The sequence below is a fragment of the Hydrogenophaga sp. genome (assembly GCF_030656115.1).
Taxonomy (GTDB): Bacteria; Pseudomonadota; Gammaproteobacteria; order Burkholderiales; family Burkholderiaceae_C; genus Hydrogenophaga.
The window spans coordinates 1-14075 of the sequence record NZ_JAUSOO010000134.1; the positions used below are offsets into that span (position 1 = coordinate 1).

Annotated in this window: 16 protein-coding genes; 10 read left to right on the top strand and 6 right to left on the bottom strand. The window is 63.3% G+C overall.

Annotated elements, in window-relative coordinates; genetic code table 11:
• Positions 1-584, top strand: a 584-nt coding sequence (locus Q7J58_RS17960) for an aldehyde dehydrogenase family protein (protein WP_304830939.1), incomplete at its 5' end; no start/stop codon positions are given.
• A 6-nt stretch (positions 585-590) separates the two neighbouring features.
• Here Q7J58_RS17960 and Q7J58_RS17965 read toward each other — a convergent pair.
• On the bottom strand, positions 591-971 hold the full coding sequence (locus Q7J58_RS17965) for a rhodanese-like domain-containing protein (protein WP_304830941.1): 381 nt from the start codon (positions 969-971) through the stop codon (positions 591-593).
• Between the two features lie 137 nt (positions 972-1108).
• Between Q7J58_RS17965 and Q7J58_RS17970 the strand changes: the two genes are divergently transcribed.
• The 6 genes from Q7J58_RS17970 (at position 1109) to Q7J58_RS17995 (ending at position 7269) form a co-directional block, all read left to right on the top strand.
• Complete coding sequence (locus Q7J58_RS17970) at positions 1109-2389, top strand: glutamate-5-semialdehyde dehydrogenase (RefSeq protein ID WP_304830943.1); 1281 nt, start codon at positions 1109-1111, stop codon at positions 2387-2389.
• Between the two features lie 189 nt (positions 2390-2578).
• Positions 2579-3871 carry a glutamate--cysteine ligase gene (gene gshA / locus Q7J58_RS17975; protein WP_304830945.1) on the top strand — a complete coding sequence of 431 codons (1293 nt, stop codon included), beginning with the start codon at positions 2579-2581 and terminating at the stop codon, positions 3869-3871.
• Positions 3872-4045: 174 nt separating this feature from the next.
• Positions 4046-5230 carry a benzoate/H(+) symporter BenE family transporter gene (locus Q7J58_RS17980; RefSeq protein ID WP_304830946.1) on the top strand — a complete coding sequence of 395 codons (1185 nt, stop codon included), beginning with the start codon at positions 4046-4048 and terminating at the stop codon, positions 5228-5230.
• 7 nt (positions 5231-5237) lie between these two features.
• Positions 5238-6191 carry a glutathione synthase gene (gene gshB / locus Q7J58_RS17985; protein ID WP_304830947.1) on the top strand — a complete coding sequence of 318 codons (954 nt, stop codon included), beginning with the start codon at positions 5238-5240 and terminating at the stop codon, positions 6189-6191.
• A complete protein-coding gene (locus Q7J58_RS17990; protein ID WP_304830948.1) occupies positions 6188-6502 on the top strand; it encodes a VF530 family protein in 315 nt (104 codons plus the stop codon). The genes gshB and Q7J58_RS17990 overlap by 4 nt, the downstream gene beginning before the upstream one ends.
• A 209-nt stretch (positions 6503-6711) precedes the next feature.
• Positions 6712-7269 carry a hypothetical protein gene (locus Q7J58_RS17995; RefSeq protein ID WP_304830950.1) on the top strand — a complete coding sequence of 186 codons (558 nt, stop codon included), beginning with the start codon at positions 6712-6714 and terminating at the stop codon, positions 7267-7269.
• A 35-nt stretch (positions 7270-7304) separates the two neighbouring features.
• Here the strand turns inward: Q7J58_RS17995 and Q7J58_RS18000 are convergent, their stop codons facing one another.
• From Q7J58_RS18000 to Q7J58_RS18020, 5 genes are all read right to left on the bottom strand, one after another.
• Positions 7305-7637, bottom strand: a complete 333-nt coding sequence (locus Q7J58_RS18000) for an SMR family transporter (RefSeq protein WP_304830952.1) — start codon at positions 7635-7637, stop codon at positions 7305-7307.
• Positions 7634-8416 (bottom strand): class II glutamine amidotransferase, encoded by a 783-nt coding sequence (locus Q7J58_RS18005; RefSeq protein WP_304830954.1) that lies wholly within the window; start codon positions 8414-8416, stop codon positions 7634-7636. Before Q7J58_RS18005 ends, Q7J58_RS18000 begins: the two co-directional genes overlap by 4 nt.
• 4 nt (positions 8417-8420) lie before the next feature.
• A complete protein-coding gene (locus Q7J58_RS18010; RefSeq protein ID WP_304830957.1) occupies positions 8421-9953 on the bottom strand; it encodes an MFS transporter in 1533 nt (510 codons plus the stop codon).
• Positions 9954-10041: 88 nt separating this feature from the next.
• A complete protein-coding gene (locus Q7J58_RS18015; RefSeq protein WP_304830959.1) occupies positions 10042-10275 on the bottom strand; it encodes a hypothetical protein in 234 nt (77 codons plus the stop codon).
• Positions 10272-10502: a cysteine-rich CWC family protein gene (locus tag Q7J58_RS18020; protein WP_304830960.1), complete on the bottom strand. Its 231-nt coding sequence runs from the start codon at positions 10500-10502 to the stop codon at positions 10272-10274. The genes Q7J58_RS18015 and Q7J58_RS18020 overlap by 4 nt, the downstream gene beginning before the upstream one ends.
• A 73-nt stretch (positions 10503-10575) precedes the next feature.
• On the opposite strand from Q7J58_RS18020, the gene Q7J58_RS18025 reads away from it, so the two are divergent.
• The 3 genes from Q7J58_RS18025 to Q7J58_RS18035 all read left to right on the top strand — a co-directional run bounded on the left by Q7J58_RS18025 (position 10576) and on the right by Q7J58_RS18035 (position 13841).
• Positions 10576-11322 carry a c-type cytochrome gene (locus Q7J58_RS18025; protein ID WP_304830962.1) on the top strand — a complete coding sequence of 249 codons (747 nt, stop codon included), beginning with the start codon at positions 10576-10578 and terminating at the stop codon, positions 11320-11322.
• Positions 11323-11399: 77 nt separating this feature from the next.
• Positions 11400-12701: a cytochrome c gene (locus Q7J58_RS18030; RefSeq protein ID WP_304830964.1), complete on the top strand. Its 1302-nt coding sequence runs from the start codon at positions 11400-11402 to the stop codon at positions 12699-12701.
• A gap of 591 nt (positions 12702-13292) precedes the next feature.
• Complete coding sequence (locus tag Q7J58_RS18035; protein WP_304830966.1) at positions 13293-13841, top strand: C40 family peptidase; 549 nt, start codon at positions 13293-13295, stop codon at positions 13839-13841.
• Positions 13842-14075 lie beyond the last annotated feature (234 nt).

Genomic DNA, 14075 nt, shown 5'->3' on the forward strand with positions numbered 1-14075 from the left:
TCATCGTGGACAGCAAGATCGCCGATGCCTTTGTGAAGAAGTTCGCCGACAAGGCCAAAAACCGGCCGCTGGGCGACCCGCGCAAACCCGAGCCGGTGGTGCTCGGCTCGGTGATCGGCATGGGCACGGTCAACCATTGCAATCAACTCATCGACGACGCGCTGGCCAAAGGTGCCAAGCTTGCCTGCGGCGGCAAGGCCGACACCACGCTCATGCCCGCCACCGTGCTCGACCATGTGACCCCGGCGATGCGCATCTACCACGAGGAAACCTTTGGCCCGGTGAAATGCGTGGTGCGCGTGAACGGCGTGGAAGAAGCCATTGCCTGCGCCAACGACAACGAATACGGCCTGTCAGCGGCCGTGTTCGGTGGCGACATCGCCCGCGCCTTCAACGTGGCACGCAAGATCGACTCCGGCATCTGCCATGTGAACGGCCCCACCGTGCACGACGAAGCCCAGATGCCGTTTGGCGGCGTGAAGGGCAGCGGCATCGGCCGCTTCGGTGGCAAGGCCGGCATTGCCGAATTCACCGAACTGCGCTGGATCACGGTGCAGACCACACCGCGCCACTACCCGTTCTGATCGTCCTCAGCCGAACGACGGCATCTCCGGCTTCACCACCGGCTTGCCGGCGGCTACCCAGGCGTCAAACCCGCCGGCGATGGACTTCACGTTGAGGTAGCCCATGTCTTGCATGGCGGCGGCGGCCAGGGCGGCGCGGCCGCTGGTCTTGCAGTACAGCACCACCTTCAGGTCGCGGGCGGTGAGCGCGGGGGTGCTGCTGAGCTTGAATTCGAGCATGCCGCGCGAGGCGTGTATGGCGCCAGGCAGGTGGCCGTTGGCAAACTCGTCACCTTCGCGCACATCGAGCAACACGTCGGCCTCGCGAATGGCCGCTTCGGCCTCGCTCACAGGGATTTCGCTCACACGGGCTTTGGCAGCAGCAACGAGGTCGAGGGCGGTCTTCATGGTCGGTTCCTGGGTGGGTTGTGTGTTGGTGGGTGGCGTTTTCTTGCGTGGGCTGGTGTAAATATACACACCCCTGTATGCACCGAGCCCCATCCGGTGGTGCGCAGGCCTGCCGCTGCGGTGCGAAAATCCTGGTCATGAACGCGACCAACACCACCGAACTCATGAATACCCTGGGCAGCCAGGCCAAAGCCGCTTCGGCCCTGATGGCCAAGGCCAGCGCCGCCACCAAGCTCAAGGCCTTGCGCGGCCTTGCGGCATTGCTGCGCGCCAACGTGGCGCCGTTGCAGCTGGAAAACGCCAAAGACCTGGAGCGCGCCCGCGCCGCCGGCCTGGCCGAACCCATGGTGGACCGCCTGAAGCTCACACCCCAGGTGATCGAGACCTGTGCCCAGGGCTGCGAGCAACTGGCCGCCATGCCCGACATCATGGGTGAAATTTCGGGCCTGAAGCAAATGCCCAGCGGCATCCGCGTGGGCCAGATGCGCGTGCCCATTGGCGTGTTTGGCATGATCTACGAGAGCCGGCCCAACGTGACCATCGAGGCCGCCAGCCTGTCCATCAAGAGCGGCAACGCCTGCATTTTGCGCGGCGGCTCCGAGGCCATTGACTCCAACCGCGCCCTGGCCTCGTTGGTACAGCAGGCGCTGGCGGATGCCGGTTTGCCCACCGACGCGGTGCAACTGGTGCCCACCACCGACCGCGCCGCCGTGGGCCAGCTCATCACCATGCCGCAATACGTGGACGTGATCATTCCGCGCGGCGGCAAGGGGCTCATTGAGCGCATCAGCGCCGAGGCCAAGGTGCCCGTCATCAAGCACCTGGACGGCAACTGCCACACCTATGTGGACGACCCTTGCGACATCGCCATGGCGGTGAAGGTGGCTGACAACGCCAAAACCCAGAAAAACAGCCACAGCAACGCCACCGAGAGCTTGCTGGTGGCGCGCGGTGTGGCGGCCGAATTTTTGCCGCAAATTGGCACCGTTTACGCCGCCAAAGGCGTGGAAATGCGTTGCTGCTCCGAGGCTCGGGCTGTGTTGAACACGGTGGCTGGCGCGCAACTGAAAGACGCCACCGAACAAGACTGGAGCGAGGAATACCTGGCGCCGGTCATCAGCGTCAAGGTGGTGGCGGGGCTGGACGAAGCGATTGCCCACATCAACCGCTACAGCAGCCACCACACCGAAGCCATCCTCACGCGCGACCACATGCACGCGCAGCGCTTCTTGCGCGAGGTCGATTCATCCAGCGTCATGGTGAATGCGAGCACCCGCTTCGCGGATGGTTTCGAGTACGGGCTGGGGGCTGAAATCGGCATTTCCACCGACAAGTTTCACGCCCGTGGGCCGGTGGGCGTGGAGGGACTGACCTCGCTCAAGTACGTGGTGCTGGGTGAGGGCGAGGTCAGGGGCTGACCCCCCGCTGCGCTGCGTGTGGCTCCTTCAATGGGGCGGCACGGCCATGGCGGTTTTGCGGTAGCTGTGGATCAGCGCACCTGGCTCGTGGTCTTGCAGGTCCGGTATTTGCCCCCATTTTTGCCATTCGATTGCAATGGCCGCTCCCTACAATGGGCCAATTGACTCCCTTTTTCTGCAAAGGCCCCTATGGTTCCGCACCTCGTCACCGCCCTGACCGGCCCCATCAACGAACTGGAACAACGCATCCTCGAGTCCACGCCGGTGATCGAGCGCTGGTTTCGGCTGGAGTGGATGGAGCACACCCCGCCGTTTTACAGCTCGGTGGACGTGCGCAACGCCGGTTTCAAGCTCGCGCCGGTGGACACCAACCTGTACCCCGCCGGCTGGAACCACCTCACGCCCGAAATGATGCCGCTGGCGGTGCAGGCCGCCATGGCCGCTATTGAGAAGATTTGCCCCGAGGCCAAGAACCTGTTGCTGGTGCCCGAAAGCACCACCGACATCTTCTACCTGAGCAACCTGCGCCAGCTGCAGCGCATTTTTTACCAGGCGGGCTTGAATGTGCGGCTGGGTTCGCTGTCCAACGACATCAAGGCACCCACCACCATTGAGCTGCCCGGTGGCGAATCGGTCACGCTGGAGCCGCTGATCCGCAGCAAGCGCCGCCTGGGTCTGAAGCATTTCGACCCCTGCACCATCTTGCTCAACAACGATCTGAGCGCGGGCGTGCCCGGCATTCTGGAAGACCTGCACGAGCAGTACCTGCTGCCACCACTGCACGCCGGCTGGGGCACGCGCCGCAAGAGCCACCATTTCAAAGCCTACGAAGAGGTCTCCAAGCGCTTCGGCAAGCTGCTGGGCATGGACCACTGGCTCATCAACCCCCTGTTCAACCAGTGCGGCGAAGTGAACTTTGCCGAAGCGCACGGCCTGGAATGCCTGCGCAGCAACACCGACACGTTGTTGGGGAAAATTCGCCGCAAGTACAAGGAATACGGCATCAACGAAAAGCCGTTTGTGGTAGTCAAGGCCGACAACGGCACCGGTGGCATGGGCATCATGACGCTGCGCGACGCGAAAGACATCGACGCACTGAGTCCGCAGGCGCGCGAGCGCATGGCCTCGGCCCAGGGCGGCCAGCCGGTCACCGAGGTGATCATCCAGGAAGGCGTGCTGACCAACGAGCGCATCAATGCGGCCGTGGCCGAGCCGGTGGTCTACATGATGGACCGCTACGTGGTGGGCGGGTTTTACCGCGTGCATGCCGAGCGCGGCGTGGATGAAAACCTCAACGCGCCCGGTTCGCGTTTTGTGCCCCTGGCGTTTGAGCAAAGCGCGCAGTTGCCGCAGCCCGGCGTGAAGCCCGGCGCCAGTGTGCCCAACCGCTTTTACATGTACGGCGTGATCGGCCGCCTGGCCATGCTGGCCGCCAGCTACGAGCTGGAAGCGACCGACCCGGACGCCGAAATATACGAGTGACCCCCGCGCCGGAAGATAAGGCCCACCCCCGCGCCGCCTTCGGCGTCACCCCCTGAAAGGGGGCGATGCGAGTGGCCCGGCAAAGCCGGTTCCACCGCATCCTGGTTCTCGGGCACGCGCGCCGTTGAGGGGCTGGCTCTCGGTGTAGACAGTTTCCAGCGGCACAATCGCGCGATGCAGTTTTTTCGTGACCTGAACCTCTCGGCCGCCACGGCCGGTTTTGTGGCCGTGCTGGTGGGGTTTACCAGCTCGGTCGCCATCGTTTTCCAGGCAGCGCTGGCGTTTGGCGCCACGCCCGAACTCATCACCTCCTGGATGTGGGCGCTCGGCCTGGGCATGGGCTTGTGTTCGGCCATTCCCTCGCTGGTGCTCAAGCAACCGGTCATGGTGGCCTGGAGCACGCCAGGTGCCGCCGTGCTGGCGACCGCCGGACTGGCTGGGGGCTTCACCATGGCGCAGGCGGTGGGGGCGTTCATGGCGTGTGCGGCGCTGATCGTGCTGGTGGGTGCCACGGGCTGGTTTGAACGCGCCATGAACCGCATTCCGGTGGCGCTGGCTTCGGCCTTGCTCGCGGGCGTGCTGGCGCGCTTTGGCCTGCAAGCCTTTGCCGCCGCACAAACGGCGCTGCCGCTGGTGGTGCTGATGCTGCTGGCCTACCTGGTTGGCCGACGTTGGGTGCCGCGTTATGCGGTGCCGCTCACGCTGGCCGTGGCGTTGGCTTATGTCGCGGCTCGCGGGCAGTTCAACGGCGGCACGGTGTCGTTTGCGCTGGCGCGTCCGGTGTTCACCATGCCCGAGTTGACCTTGGCTGCGCTGGTGAGCCTGGCGCTGCCGCTCTTTGTGGTCACCATGGCCTCGCAAAACCTGCCGGGTGTGGCCGCCACTCGCTCTGCGGGCTACACCCTGCCTATTTCGCGCATCATCACCCTCACCGGCCTGGCCACGCTGGTGCTGGCCCCGTTTGGTGCCTTTGCGCTCAACCTCAGCGCCGTCACCGCGGCCATCTGCATGGGCCCTGAAGCCCACCCCGACCCCAAAAAGCGCTACACCGCCGCCGTGGCTTGCGGTGCCCTGTACGTGGTGATCGGTCTCTTCGGTGCGGCCGTCACCGGGCTGCTGCTGGCGTTTCCCAAAGAACTGGTGCTGGCCATTGCCGGGCTGGCGCTGCTGGGCAGCATCGGCAGCGGCCTGCACGCGGCGCTGCGCGACGATGCCCACCGCGAAGCCGCCCTCATCACCTTCCTCGTCACGCTCAGCGGCGTGGTCGTTGCCGGCATCGGATCCGCCTTCTGGGGCGTGGTCGCCGGCGCGCTGGCGCTGTTTGTGCAACAGTACGGGGCTGCCCGCAATGCCTCCTGAACGCAACATGAACATTCTTTTCGTCGCCGACCCCATCGAGTCCTTCAAGATTTACAAGGACACCACCTTTTCCATGATGCGTGAACTGCAGCAGCGCGGCCACCGCGTGGCCAGCACCGAGCCGCGTTTCATGAGCTGGCGCAGTGGCCAGCCGGTGATCGCGCAGGTGCGTCACCTGCAGCTCACCGGCCATGCCGACGACTGGTACACCGTGACCAGCGAGGCGCTGGAGCCGGTGCACAGCTTTGACGCCGTGCTGATGCGCAAAGACCCGCCGTTTGACAGCGAGTTTTTCTACACCACCCACCTGCTGGAACAGGCTGAGCGCGAAGGTGCTCGGGTGTTCAACAGCCCGCGTGCGCTGCGCGACCACCCTGAAAAACTGGCGCTCATGGAATTCGCCGCCTTCGCGCCGCCCACCTTGGTGACGCGCAACGCCAACGAGCTGAAAGCCTTCCACGCCGAACACCGCGACATCATTCTGAAACCGCTCGACGGCATGGGTGGCACCGGCATTTTCCGCGTCAGCGCCGACGGCATGAACCTGGGCTCCATCATTGAAACCCTGAACCAGGGCGGCGCCACGAGCGTGATGGCGCAGGCCTACCTGCCCGAGATTGCGCTGGGCGACAAGCGCCTGCTGCTGATCGGTGGCCAGGTGGCACCGTTTGTGCTGGCGCGCATTCCGCAGGGCAACGAGGTGCGCGGCAACCTGGCCGCCGGTGGCAAAGGCGTGGCACAGCCGCTGAGCGATGCCGACCGCGCCGTGGCCGAGGCCATTGCGCCTACTTTGGCCCAGCGCGGCTTGCTGCTGGTGGGGCTGGACATGATCGGCAACAAGGTGACCGAGATCAACGTGACCAGCCCGACGTGCTTCCAGGAAATCACCGACCAGACCGGGTTTGATGTGCCGGCCCTGTTTGTGGATGCGCTTGAAACCGGCATGAAGGCGCTGGTATGAGCGACGAACCCGTTAATCCGCCCACCGAAAACGGACCCGCCTCCCCCAAGCCCCAAGCACGCAACCCGCTGCACGGCCTCACGCTGGAAGCCATCGTGACCGCGCTGGCTGATCACTACGGCTGGGAAGAACTGGGTCAGCGCATTCCGGTGCGCTGTTTCAATGTGGACCCCAGCGTGGGGTCCAGTCTGCGGTTTTTGCGCAAAACACCGTGGGCGCGTGAAAAGGTGGAGGGCTTGTACCTCTTCATGCTGCGCGAAGAGCGCCGCGCCAGCGGTGGTGGTCGGGGTTCACAGCGGACCGGCCTCTGATCCCATCCTCCGGATCCCCTTGCCTGTTGGTGTCGAGAAGTCCTGTTGTACGGGTCACGATGCGACCACGTGAAGCAACCGCTCAGGGCCTTTTGGGTATTCAAAAATCGGGATATCCCCATCTTGTTATGGCATACCCGGGTTGTCGCAGACGGGTGCATGAGGTACAAGAAGGGCAGCGATAGTTCATAACCATCCACCGCCCGACCATGCCTGAAACGCTTGACTTGAACGCCGTCATCTTCTCGAAAACCCCTGTTGGGCAGCAGGAAATTCAATCCCGCGGTCTCGGGCTCGCCCCTATGGTCAGGCGTATTCTTGTGCTGATCGATGGCAAGCGCAGCGGCCAGGAATTGGCGCCCTTTGTGTCTGGAGGTGACGATATCCAGCAGATTCTGCAAACCCTGCTTGACCAGGGTTGCGTGCAGACGCAGACGGGCGCCAAGGCGTCAGCAGGGGCGGCCCTGCCGGCATCGGCTCCCGCTCCGTTGGCTGCGTCGCCCAGCGCCAAAGAGTTGGCGGGCTTGCCCGCTGCTGAAATGCGCACGGCCAAAGAGAATGAAATGGCGCGCAATTTCATGATTAATTCTGTCAATTCGATCATTGGTCAAAACATGCGCATTTCGCTCATACACGACATCTTTCATGCCACCTCCACCGAGCAGTTGCGCACGGTCTACCACGCATGGGCGGCCAGCATGTCCGACCACAGCATGGGCACCAAGCGCCTGCCTGAGCTGCGCGAAAAATTGTTCAAGGTGCTGTGAGGTTTTTGATCACGATGCGTCCCAACGCCAGGGGCTCAATGGGCAGCAGTTTTTGAAAACACGTTGAGCACGACCACGCCGGCCATGATCAGGCCCATACCAATAAGTCCAGGCAAGTCGATCTTCTGCCCGTAGAGCACAAACGCGACCAGGGTGATGAGCACGATGCCCAGGCCCGACCACACCGCGTAGGTGATGCCCACCGGCAGTGTCTTGAGCACCAGCGACAGGCAGTAAAACGCGATCGCATAACCCGCCACCACCACCACCGACGGCCCCATGCGGGTAAAGCCTTCGCTGGCCTTGAGTGCGCTGGTGCCGATGACTTCTGCCACGATGGCCAGGCCCAGCAGCAGCCAGGCGCTCATATGCCGTGCCCCTCTGTGGTCAGCGGCAGCCCGTCCACGAAGACCTTGAGCTCGTTGGGCTCAAAGGCGCTCCAGTGTTCGTTGCGGGTGAGGGGGGTGGTGACGATCACGGCAGCGCGGTCGCCGGGCTGGTTGAGGTCGGCGAAGTTCACCGTCCAGTCCTGGTCCATCAGCGTGGCCTGCGCAAACGGGTGCTGGCGCACCAAGTAGTGCAACTTGGTGCTGCAGTGCGCCCACAGCGCGTCGCCATTGGAGAGCAAGAAATTGAAGGTGCCAAAGCGGCGCACCTGGGGCACGAGTTCGCGCAGGGTGAGTGTCATCTCTTCGATGCTGGGCAACCCGGCGTGCGACTTGGCCAGCTCTTGCATCAGCCAGCAAAATGCCCGCTCGCTGTCGGTGCTGCCCACGGGGTGAAACTGGCTGTGCAGCCGGGGCTGGTAGTCCTTCAGATCGCCGTTGTGGGCAAACACCCAGTGACGCCCCCAGAGTTCGCGGGTGAAGGGGTGGGCGTTTTCCAGCGCCACTGCGCCCACCGTGGCTTTGCGAACGTGGGCAATGATGTTGCGGCTTTTGAGCGGGTAGCTGCGCAGGAACTCGGCCATGCGCGATTCAGCCGCGCATTCGTGGTCCACAAACAGGCGCAGGCCGCGGCCTTCAAAAAACGCGATGCCCCAGCCGTCGGCATGGTGGTCTGTGGCGCCACCGCGCTGGCAAAAGCCGGTGAAGCTGAAAGAGGCGTCGGTGGGGGTGGCGCAGTTGAGGCCGAGCAGTTGGCACATGGTGCTATTTTGAACCTTGCGCAGGTGCCGCCGATTTCAGTTTCAGGGCCGCGATCAGCGCGACGGCGCACACCGCGGCCAGCATGAAGAAGGTTTCGTCAAATGCGGCCAGGCGCTCGGGGCTGGGGCTGGCGGTGTCCAGCCGGAAGCCGTGGGCGGCCACGCGCCATTCCAGCACGATGCCGCACAGGCTCACCCCGGCGGCACCGCCGAGCATGCGCAGAAAATTGATCACGCTGGCGCCCTGAGGAATGTGGGCATGGCCGAGACCGCGCATGGCACCGATGTTGAGCGAGGGCAAGATGAAGCCCAGCCCGATGCGACCCAGCACGGCCCACACCACCAGCAAGGGCACGATCTGGGTGGGACGGCGCAGGTCGATGGTGAACATCAGGGCAAACGACACCGCCAGCAGCACCAGGCCGATGCTCACCAGCACATGGGTGGGTTGCCGGTCGGCCAGGCGGCCCACCACGGCAATGGTGATGGCCAGCACCACACCCGCTGGCAGCAAGATGGTGCCCACATACGAGGGCGATAGGCCCAGCCCCATCTGCATGTAGACCGGCAGCAGGTAGGTGGAGCCAAACAGCGCAATGCCGTAAATAAACGCCACGATGCTGCCCATGGCAAAACGCCGGTCGGCAAACAGCGAGAGGTTCATGAGCGGGTCCACACCCTGGTCGGGGTGGCGCTGGCGGGCCTTCAGCGTGCGCCGCTGCAGCACCACAAAAGCCACCAGGATCAACGCCGCGCTGCCCAGCAAGGTGGCGGCGCTGGCGGCGGTGCCGGTTTGCAGTTCGACCAGGCCGTTGAGCAGGCACAGCGTGCCTGCCGTGGCCAGCAGCAGACCACGCCAGTCCAGGGCAGTGCCGGCGGCTTCGCTGCTGGGATGGGAAGTCGGAGTCCTATTTTGGGGCGACCCGGCCACCGATAGGCCCGGTACAAAGCGCTGCGCCATCCAGAGCGATGCGATGCAAAACGGAACCACCATGAAAAAGATGGAGCGCCAGCCAAAGCCGTCCACCAGCAGGCCTCCCATGCTGGGTCCCAGGGCGGGGGCCAGCACCACGCCCATGCCAAAAATGCCGCTGGCACGGCCCTGTTCGTGTGGTTCAAAAGCGCGCAGGATGATGATGGCGGGGATGGGTTGTACCACCCCCGCAGCCAGGCCTTCGGCCACGCGGGCCGCGAGCACCAGCGCAAAGTCGTTGGCAAAGCCGCCGGCCACCCCGCCCAGCAGCAGCAGCCACATGCAGCCCGAATAGGTTCGGCGGTAGCCGTAGCGCGACAGCAGCCACGGGGTGGTGAGCATGGACACCGTCATGGCCGCCATGAAACCCGAGGTGACCCACTGTGCCCTGGCTTGACCAATGGTGAAGTGCTGGCTCATGTCGGGAATCGCCACGTTGATGATGGTCGACGACATGATGGATGCCATGGTGCCGACCATGACCGAAAGCAGCAGCAGCCAGCGGTAGCGCTCGCCGTAGCGTGCCTTGAGGGTGGCGATGGAGTGGTCGGGTGGGTTTGCCATGGTGTTCCAAGGGATGCGCGAATATCCCGATGGTCGATCATAGGCAATCTGGTTGGGTTGCCTTCAGGTCTGCCGCCAGACCAGGCCTTCAGTGCCCAGATTGGCGCCGCTGTGCGTCCCGCCACAACCGTACAGCCAGCAACACCAGCGGTGCGCTGTGCAGCAGCAGATCAAACATGTCGATCGGCTTCACCAGCATGCCCTGGCTGAGCATCCGCAGTTTCTCTACCAGGTGAGGCTCGGGCACGATGGGTGCCACCCCCAAGTACAGCGCAATCACCACCAACCACACCCGTGGGAAACGATCAAGCCAGCCCATCATGGTGTGTCCTGGGTGTTGAAGGTGCTCAGGCAGTTGGCGCAGATACAGGCCTTGCCCTGCGCGTCGGCGGGTAGGCGGGCCAGCAGCTCGGCACTGAAGGTTTGCGACACGCACCAGCACGGACCTTGCTTCAGGCCGGTGGCGCGTTCGATTTCCATGGCACAGCGGTTGTCGCCGCCGCACAGGGGGCAGCGGGTTGCGTCGGGCGGAGGTGCGTTCAGGTTCATCGGCGGTGCTGGGGGTTCTGGTACCCCTCAGTGTATCGGTCGTGCGTTGCTATGGTATTTTCAAGCGGTGTTTATGACCCGATCTTCTATTTTTCAATCCCGCGCACGCGCCGTTTTGCTGGTGCTGGCGGCTGTGTGGTGCGCTGGGGCGGTGCAAGCTGCCGGGCCCGCTGCCGCTGCCCACACCGTGCCCGACACCATAGCTCAGCGCATGCAGGCCTGCACCGTGTGCCACGGTAAAGAAGGGCGCGCCACCCACAGTGGCTACTTCCCGCGCATTGCGGGCAAGCCTGCCGGTTACCTCTACCACCAGTTGCTGCACTTTCGCGAAGGCCGCCGCCAAAACGCCGGCATGACGGCGCTGCTTGACCCGCTGTCAGACGCCTACCTGCACGACATCGCCGCGTATTTTTCGGGTCTTGACTTGCCTTACCCACCACCCCAGGCCAGCACGGCAGCGCCCGCTGAGCTGGCGCGTGGACAGGCACTGGCCCAGCACGGCGATGCTCAGCGCAACATCCCCGCCTGTGTGGCCTGCCACGGTCCGGCGCTCACCGGCGTGCAGCCCGCCATCCCTGGCCTTCTGGGTTTGCCGCGCGACTACCTGATCGGCCAGTTGGGCGCCTGGCAAACGGGGCTGCGCCATGCCCATGCGCCCGACTGCATGGCCCAGATTGCACAAACCATGACGGCTGCCGACGTCAGTGCCGTGTCCCACTGGCTGGCGGCACAAGCGCTGCCCGCCAACACCCACCCCGCACCGCCCGCTGGTCGCTCCTTGCCCTTGCGCTGTGGTTCTGCGCCGCAGGCGGCCCAATGAAACCGATCATGTTTGTTTTAAATGGCCCCATGACCCGCCACGGCCTGTCAGCTTTCCTGTTTTAAGTCTGGTTGTTCATGTCTGTTTCGTCCTCGCCGGTGGTCCGGCGGTTGTTGTGGGTGGTGCCGGTGACTGCCGTTGTACTGTCTCTGGCCGTGGTGGCCCTGCTAGTGCGTCAGCTGAACGTGGACCCCTTGCCACCCCTGGCGAGCGCGCCTGCCACCGCGTCTGCTGAGCAGGTTGAGCGTGGCGCCTACTTGGCACGGGTGGGCAACTGCGCAGCTTGCCACACCGCGCGCGGCGGTGCACCCTATGCCGGAGGCCATGCCATCCACACGCCATTTGGCCCTGTGTACGCCGGCAACCTCACGCCCGACCCGACGCACGGCCTGGGCGCCTGGAGCGCCGACGCCTTCTGGCGCGCCATGCACCATGGCCAATCGCGCGACGGTCGCCTGCTCAACCCCGTGTTCCCCTACGAAAACTTCACCCTCATCAGCCGCGAAGACAGCGACGCGCTGTACGCCTTTTTGCAAAGCCTGCCACCGGTGGCTCAGCCCAACCAGCCCCATGGTCTGCGCTTTCCCTACAACACCCAGGCTGCACTGGCGGTCTGGCGCGAACTGTACTTTGAACCTGCCAGCTTCAAGCCCGACCCCACACGCCCCGCCGACTGGAACCAGGGTGCCTACTTGGTGCGTGGCCTCGGCCATTGCGCGGCTTGCCACTCGCCGCGCGATGCGCTCGGCGGTATCCGCCAAGCCAGCGCACTCAGCGGTGGCCTCATGCCTGCGCAAGGTTGGTACGCGCCTTCACTGCAAGCACGCAGTGAGGCGGGCGTGGCCCAATGGAGCGCGCAGCAAGTGGTTGAATTGCTCAAAACGGGCGTGCTGCACGGTGTCGATGGCGGTGTCTCGGTCATGGGGCCTATGGCCGATGTCGTGTTTCAGAGCACCCAGCACCTGAGCGATGACGACCTGCACGCCATGGCCGTTTACCTGCAATCCTTGCCACCTAGAGAACCCGTTGCCGTACCCGCGCCCCGCGCCAGTGCGGCACAGCTTGCGCTGGGCGAACAGGTGTACCAGCGGCATTGTGTGGATTGTCATGGCTCCAACGGCCAAGGCGCAGCCTTCGCTTACCCAGCGCTGGCGGGCAACCGCGCCGTCACCCAGGCCTCACACGTCAACCCCGTGCAGGCCATTTTGAGCGGCGGTTTTGCACCCGCCACCGCCGGCAACCCCCAGCCCTATGGCATGCCACCTTACCGAACCCTGCTGACCGACTTGGAAATCGCTGCTGTGGCCAGTTTCATTCGCCAGAGTTGGGGCAATCAGGCCGGTGCGGTCACGGTGCTCAACGTGCAGCGTGTGCGCTGAGGACCCGCACAAGAAGCCATCTCTGCGGCACAGGAGTCGTACACGCATGGGATATGGCTGCGATGTGTGGTGTCTCGGTGCTTCAGCTTCCCTGTGAATCTTTGTACATCCAAAGGCTTCACCAAACGCCCCGGGTAACTCAAAATGGATTTCAGCTTGAGAAGCCCGGCCGTCGTGCATCAGTTCATCAAACTCCCCTGCGAGCAAAACCCTGGCCACCATGGCCGTGGGTGATGTCTGCCAAAAGCTCATCAATGATTGCCCAAAAATCTTGCTGATCCTGTGCACACAAGGTCCTGTCTATCAGAACGCGAGTTCACCACGGTACATCTTGCCCGGTAAATGTTGACTGTTGGCGGCACTGCCGATAACCCATGCGGGTAGGTGGCGTAGCCATATGAGGTGTTGCGCCTCAGCCGCCAGGTAGTGTGCTGGGCCAGTGCTTGTACCTTGTGTCATTGCCCTTTGAGCATGGAATTTTCGAACAAAATCAATATCTTGCAGCGTATACATGGCTTGACTTGCAGACTTCGGAGCGTTACTGTTCGAGGCATGAAGCTCTGTATATCCGCACTTTTGCTCAGCAGTTGCATGGTCGTCCACGCGATGCCTTCCACCGGTAGTATGGAGAATCTTCTCGCTAACAAAGGCTTGATCGGTCGACTCGGAGATCATCTGCAGCAAACCCGCGAATCGGTCGGCGAACGTGCGTCGGAGCTTGTTCTGAATGCCATGGGTTTTCTGGGTGTCCCTTACAAGTTCGGGGGCAGCACGGCGGAGGCAGGCTTCGATTGCAGTGGTTTTGTTCGCGCAGTGTTCGAGCAATCGGTTGGAAAGGTGTTGCCTCGCCGCGCCGAAGAGCAGGCGGCCGCGGCAGAGCAAATTGACCGCAGCGACCTCAAGCCCGGTGACTTGGTGTTCTTCAACACCATGAAGCGCGCCTTCAGCCATGTCGGAATTTATGTTGGTGATGGCAAGTTCATTCATTCTCCTCGTAAGGGCTCACACGTTCGGGTCGAAGACATGCGACAAGCCTATTGGCAGACACGGTTCAATGGAGCCAGACGGGTGGCTTTGCCTGTGCAAGGCACAGAAGCATCAGCCATCCCCGCTGTCGACTTGGAGTCGATTCTCCGGTGACGGTGGTCTTGTGTATTCGGCGCCACAGAGCCACCAGCCATGCTGAGGCTTCGCAAAATAGCGAGGTTTTTCAGATCATCTTGATTGATCTTCAAAATTCGATGTATACTGCAAGGCTTCGCTGATCACTGCAACGCCGCAAGGCCAGCAGCCAAGATCAACAGGAGTGGTTCAAGTCTTCTGGGTAAAAACCCTGAAATACTTTTTCCAGGCACTAAAAACTGTGTCATAATA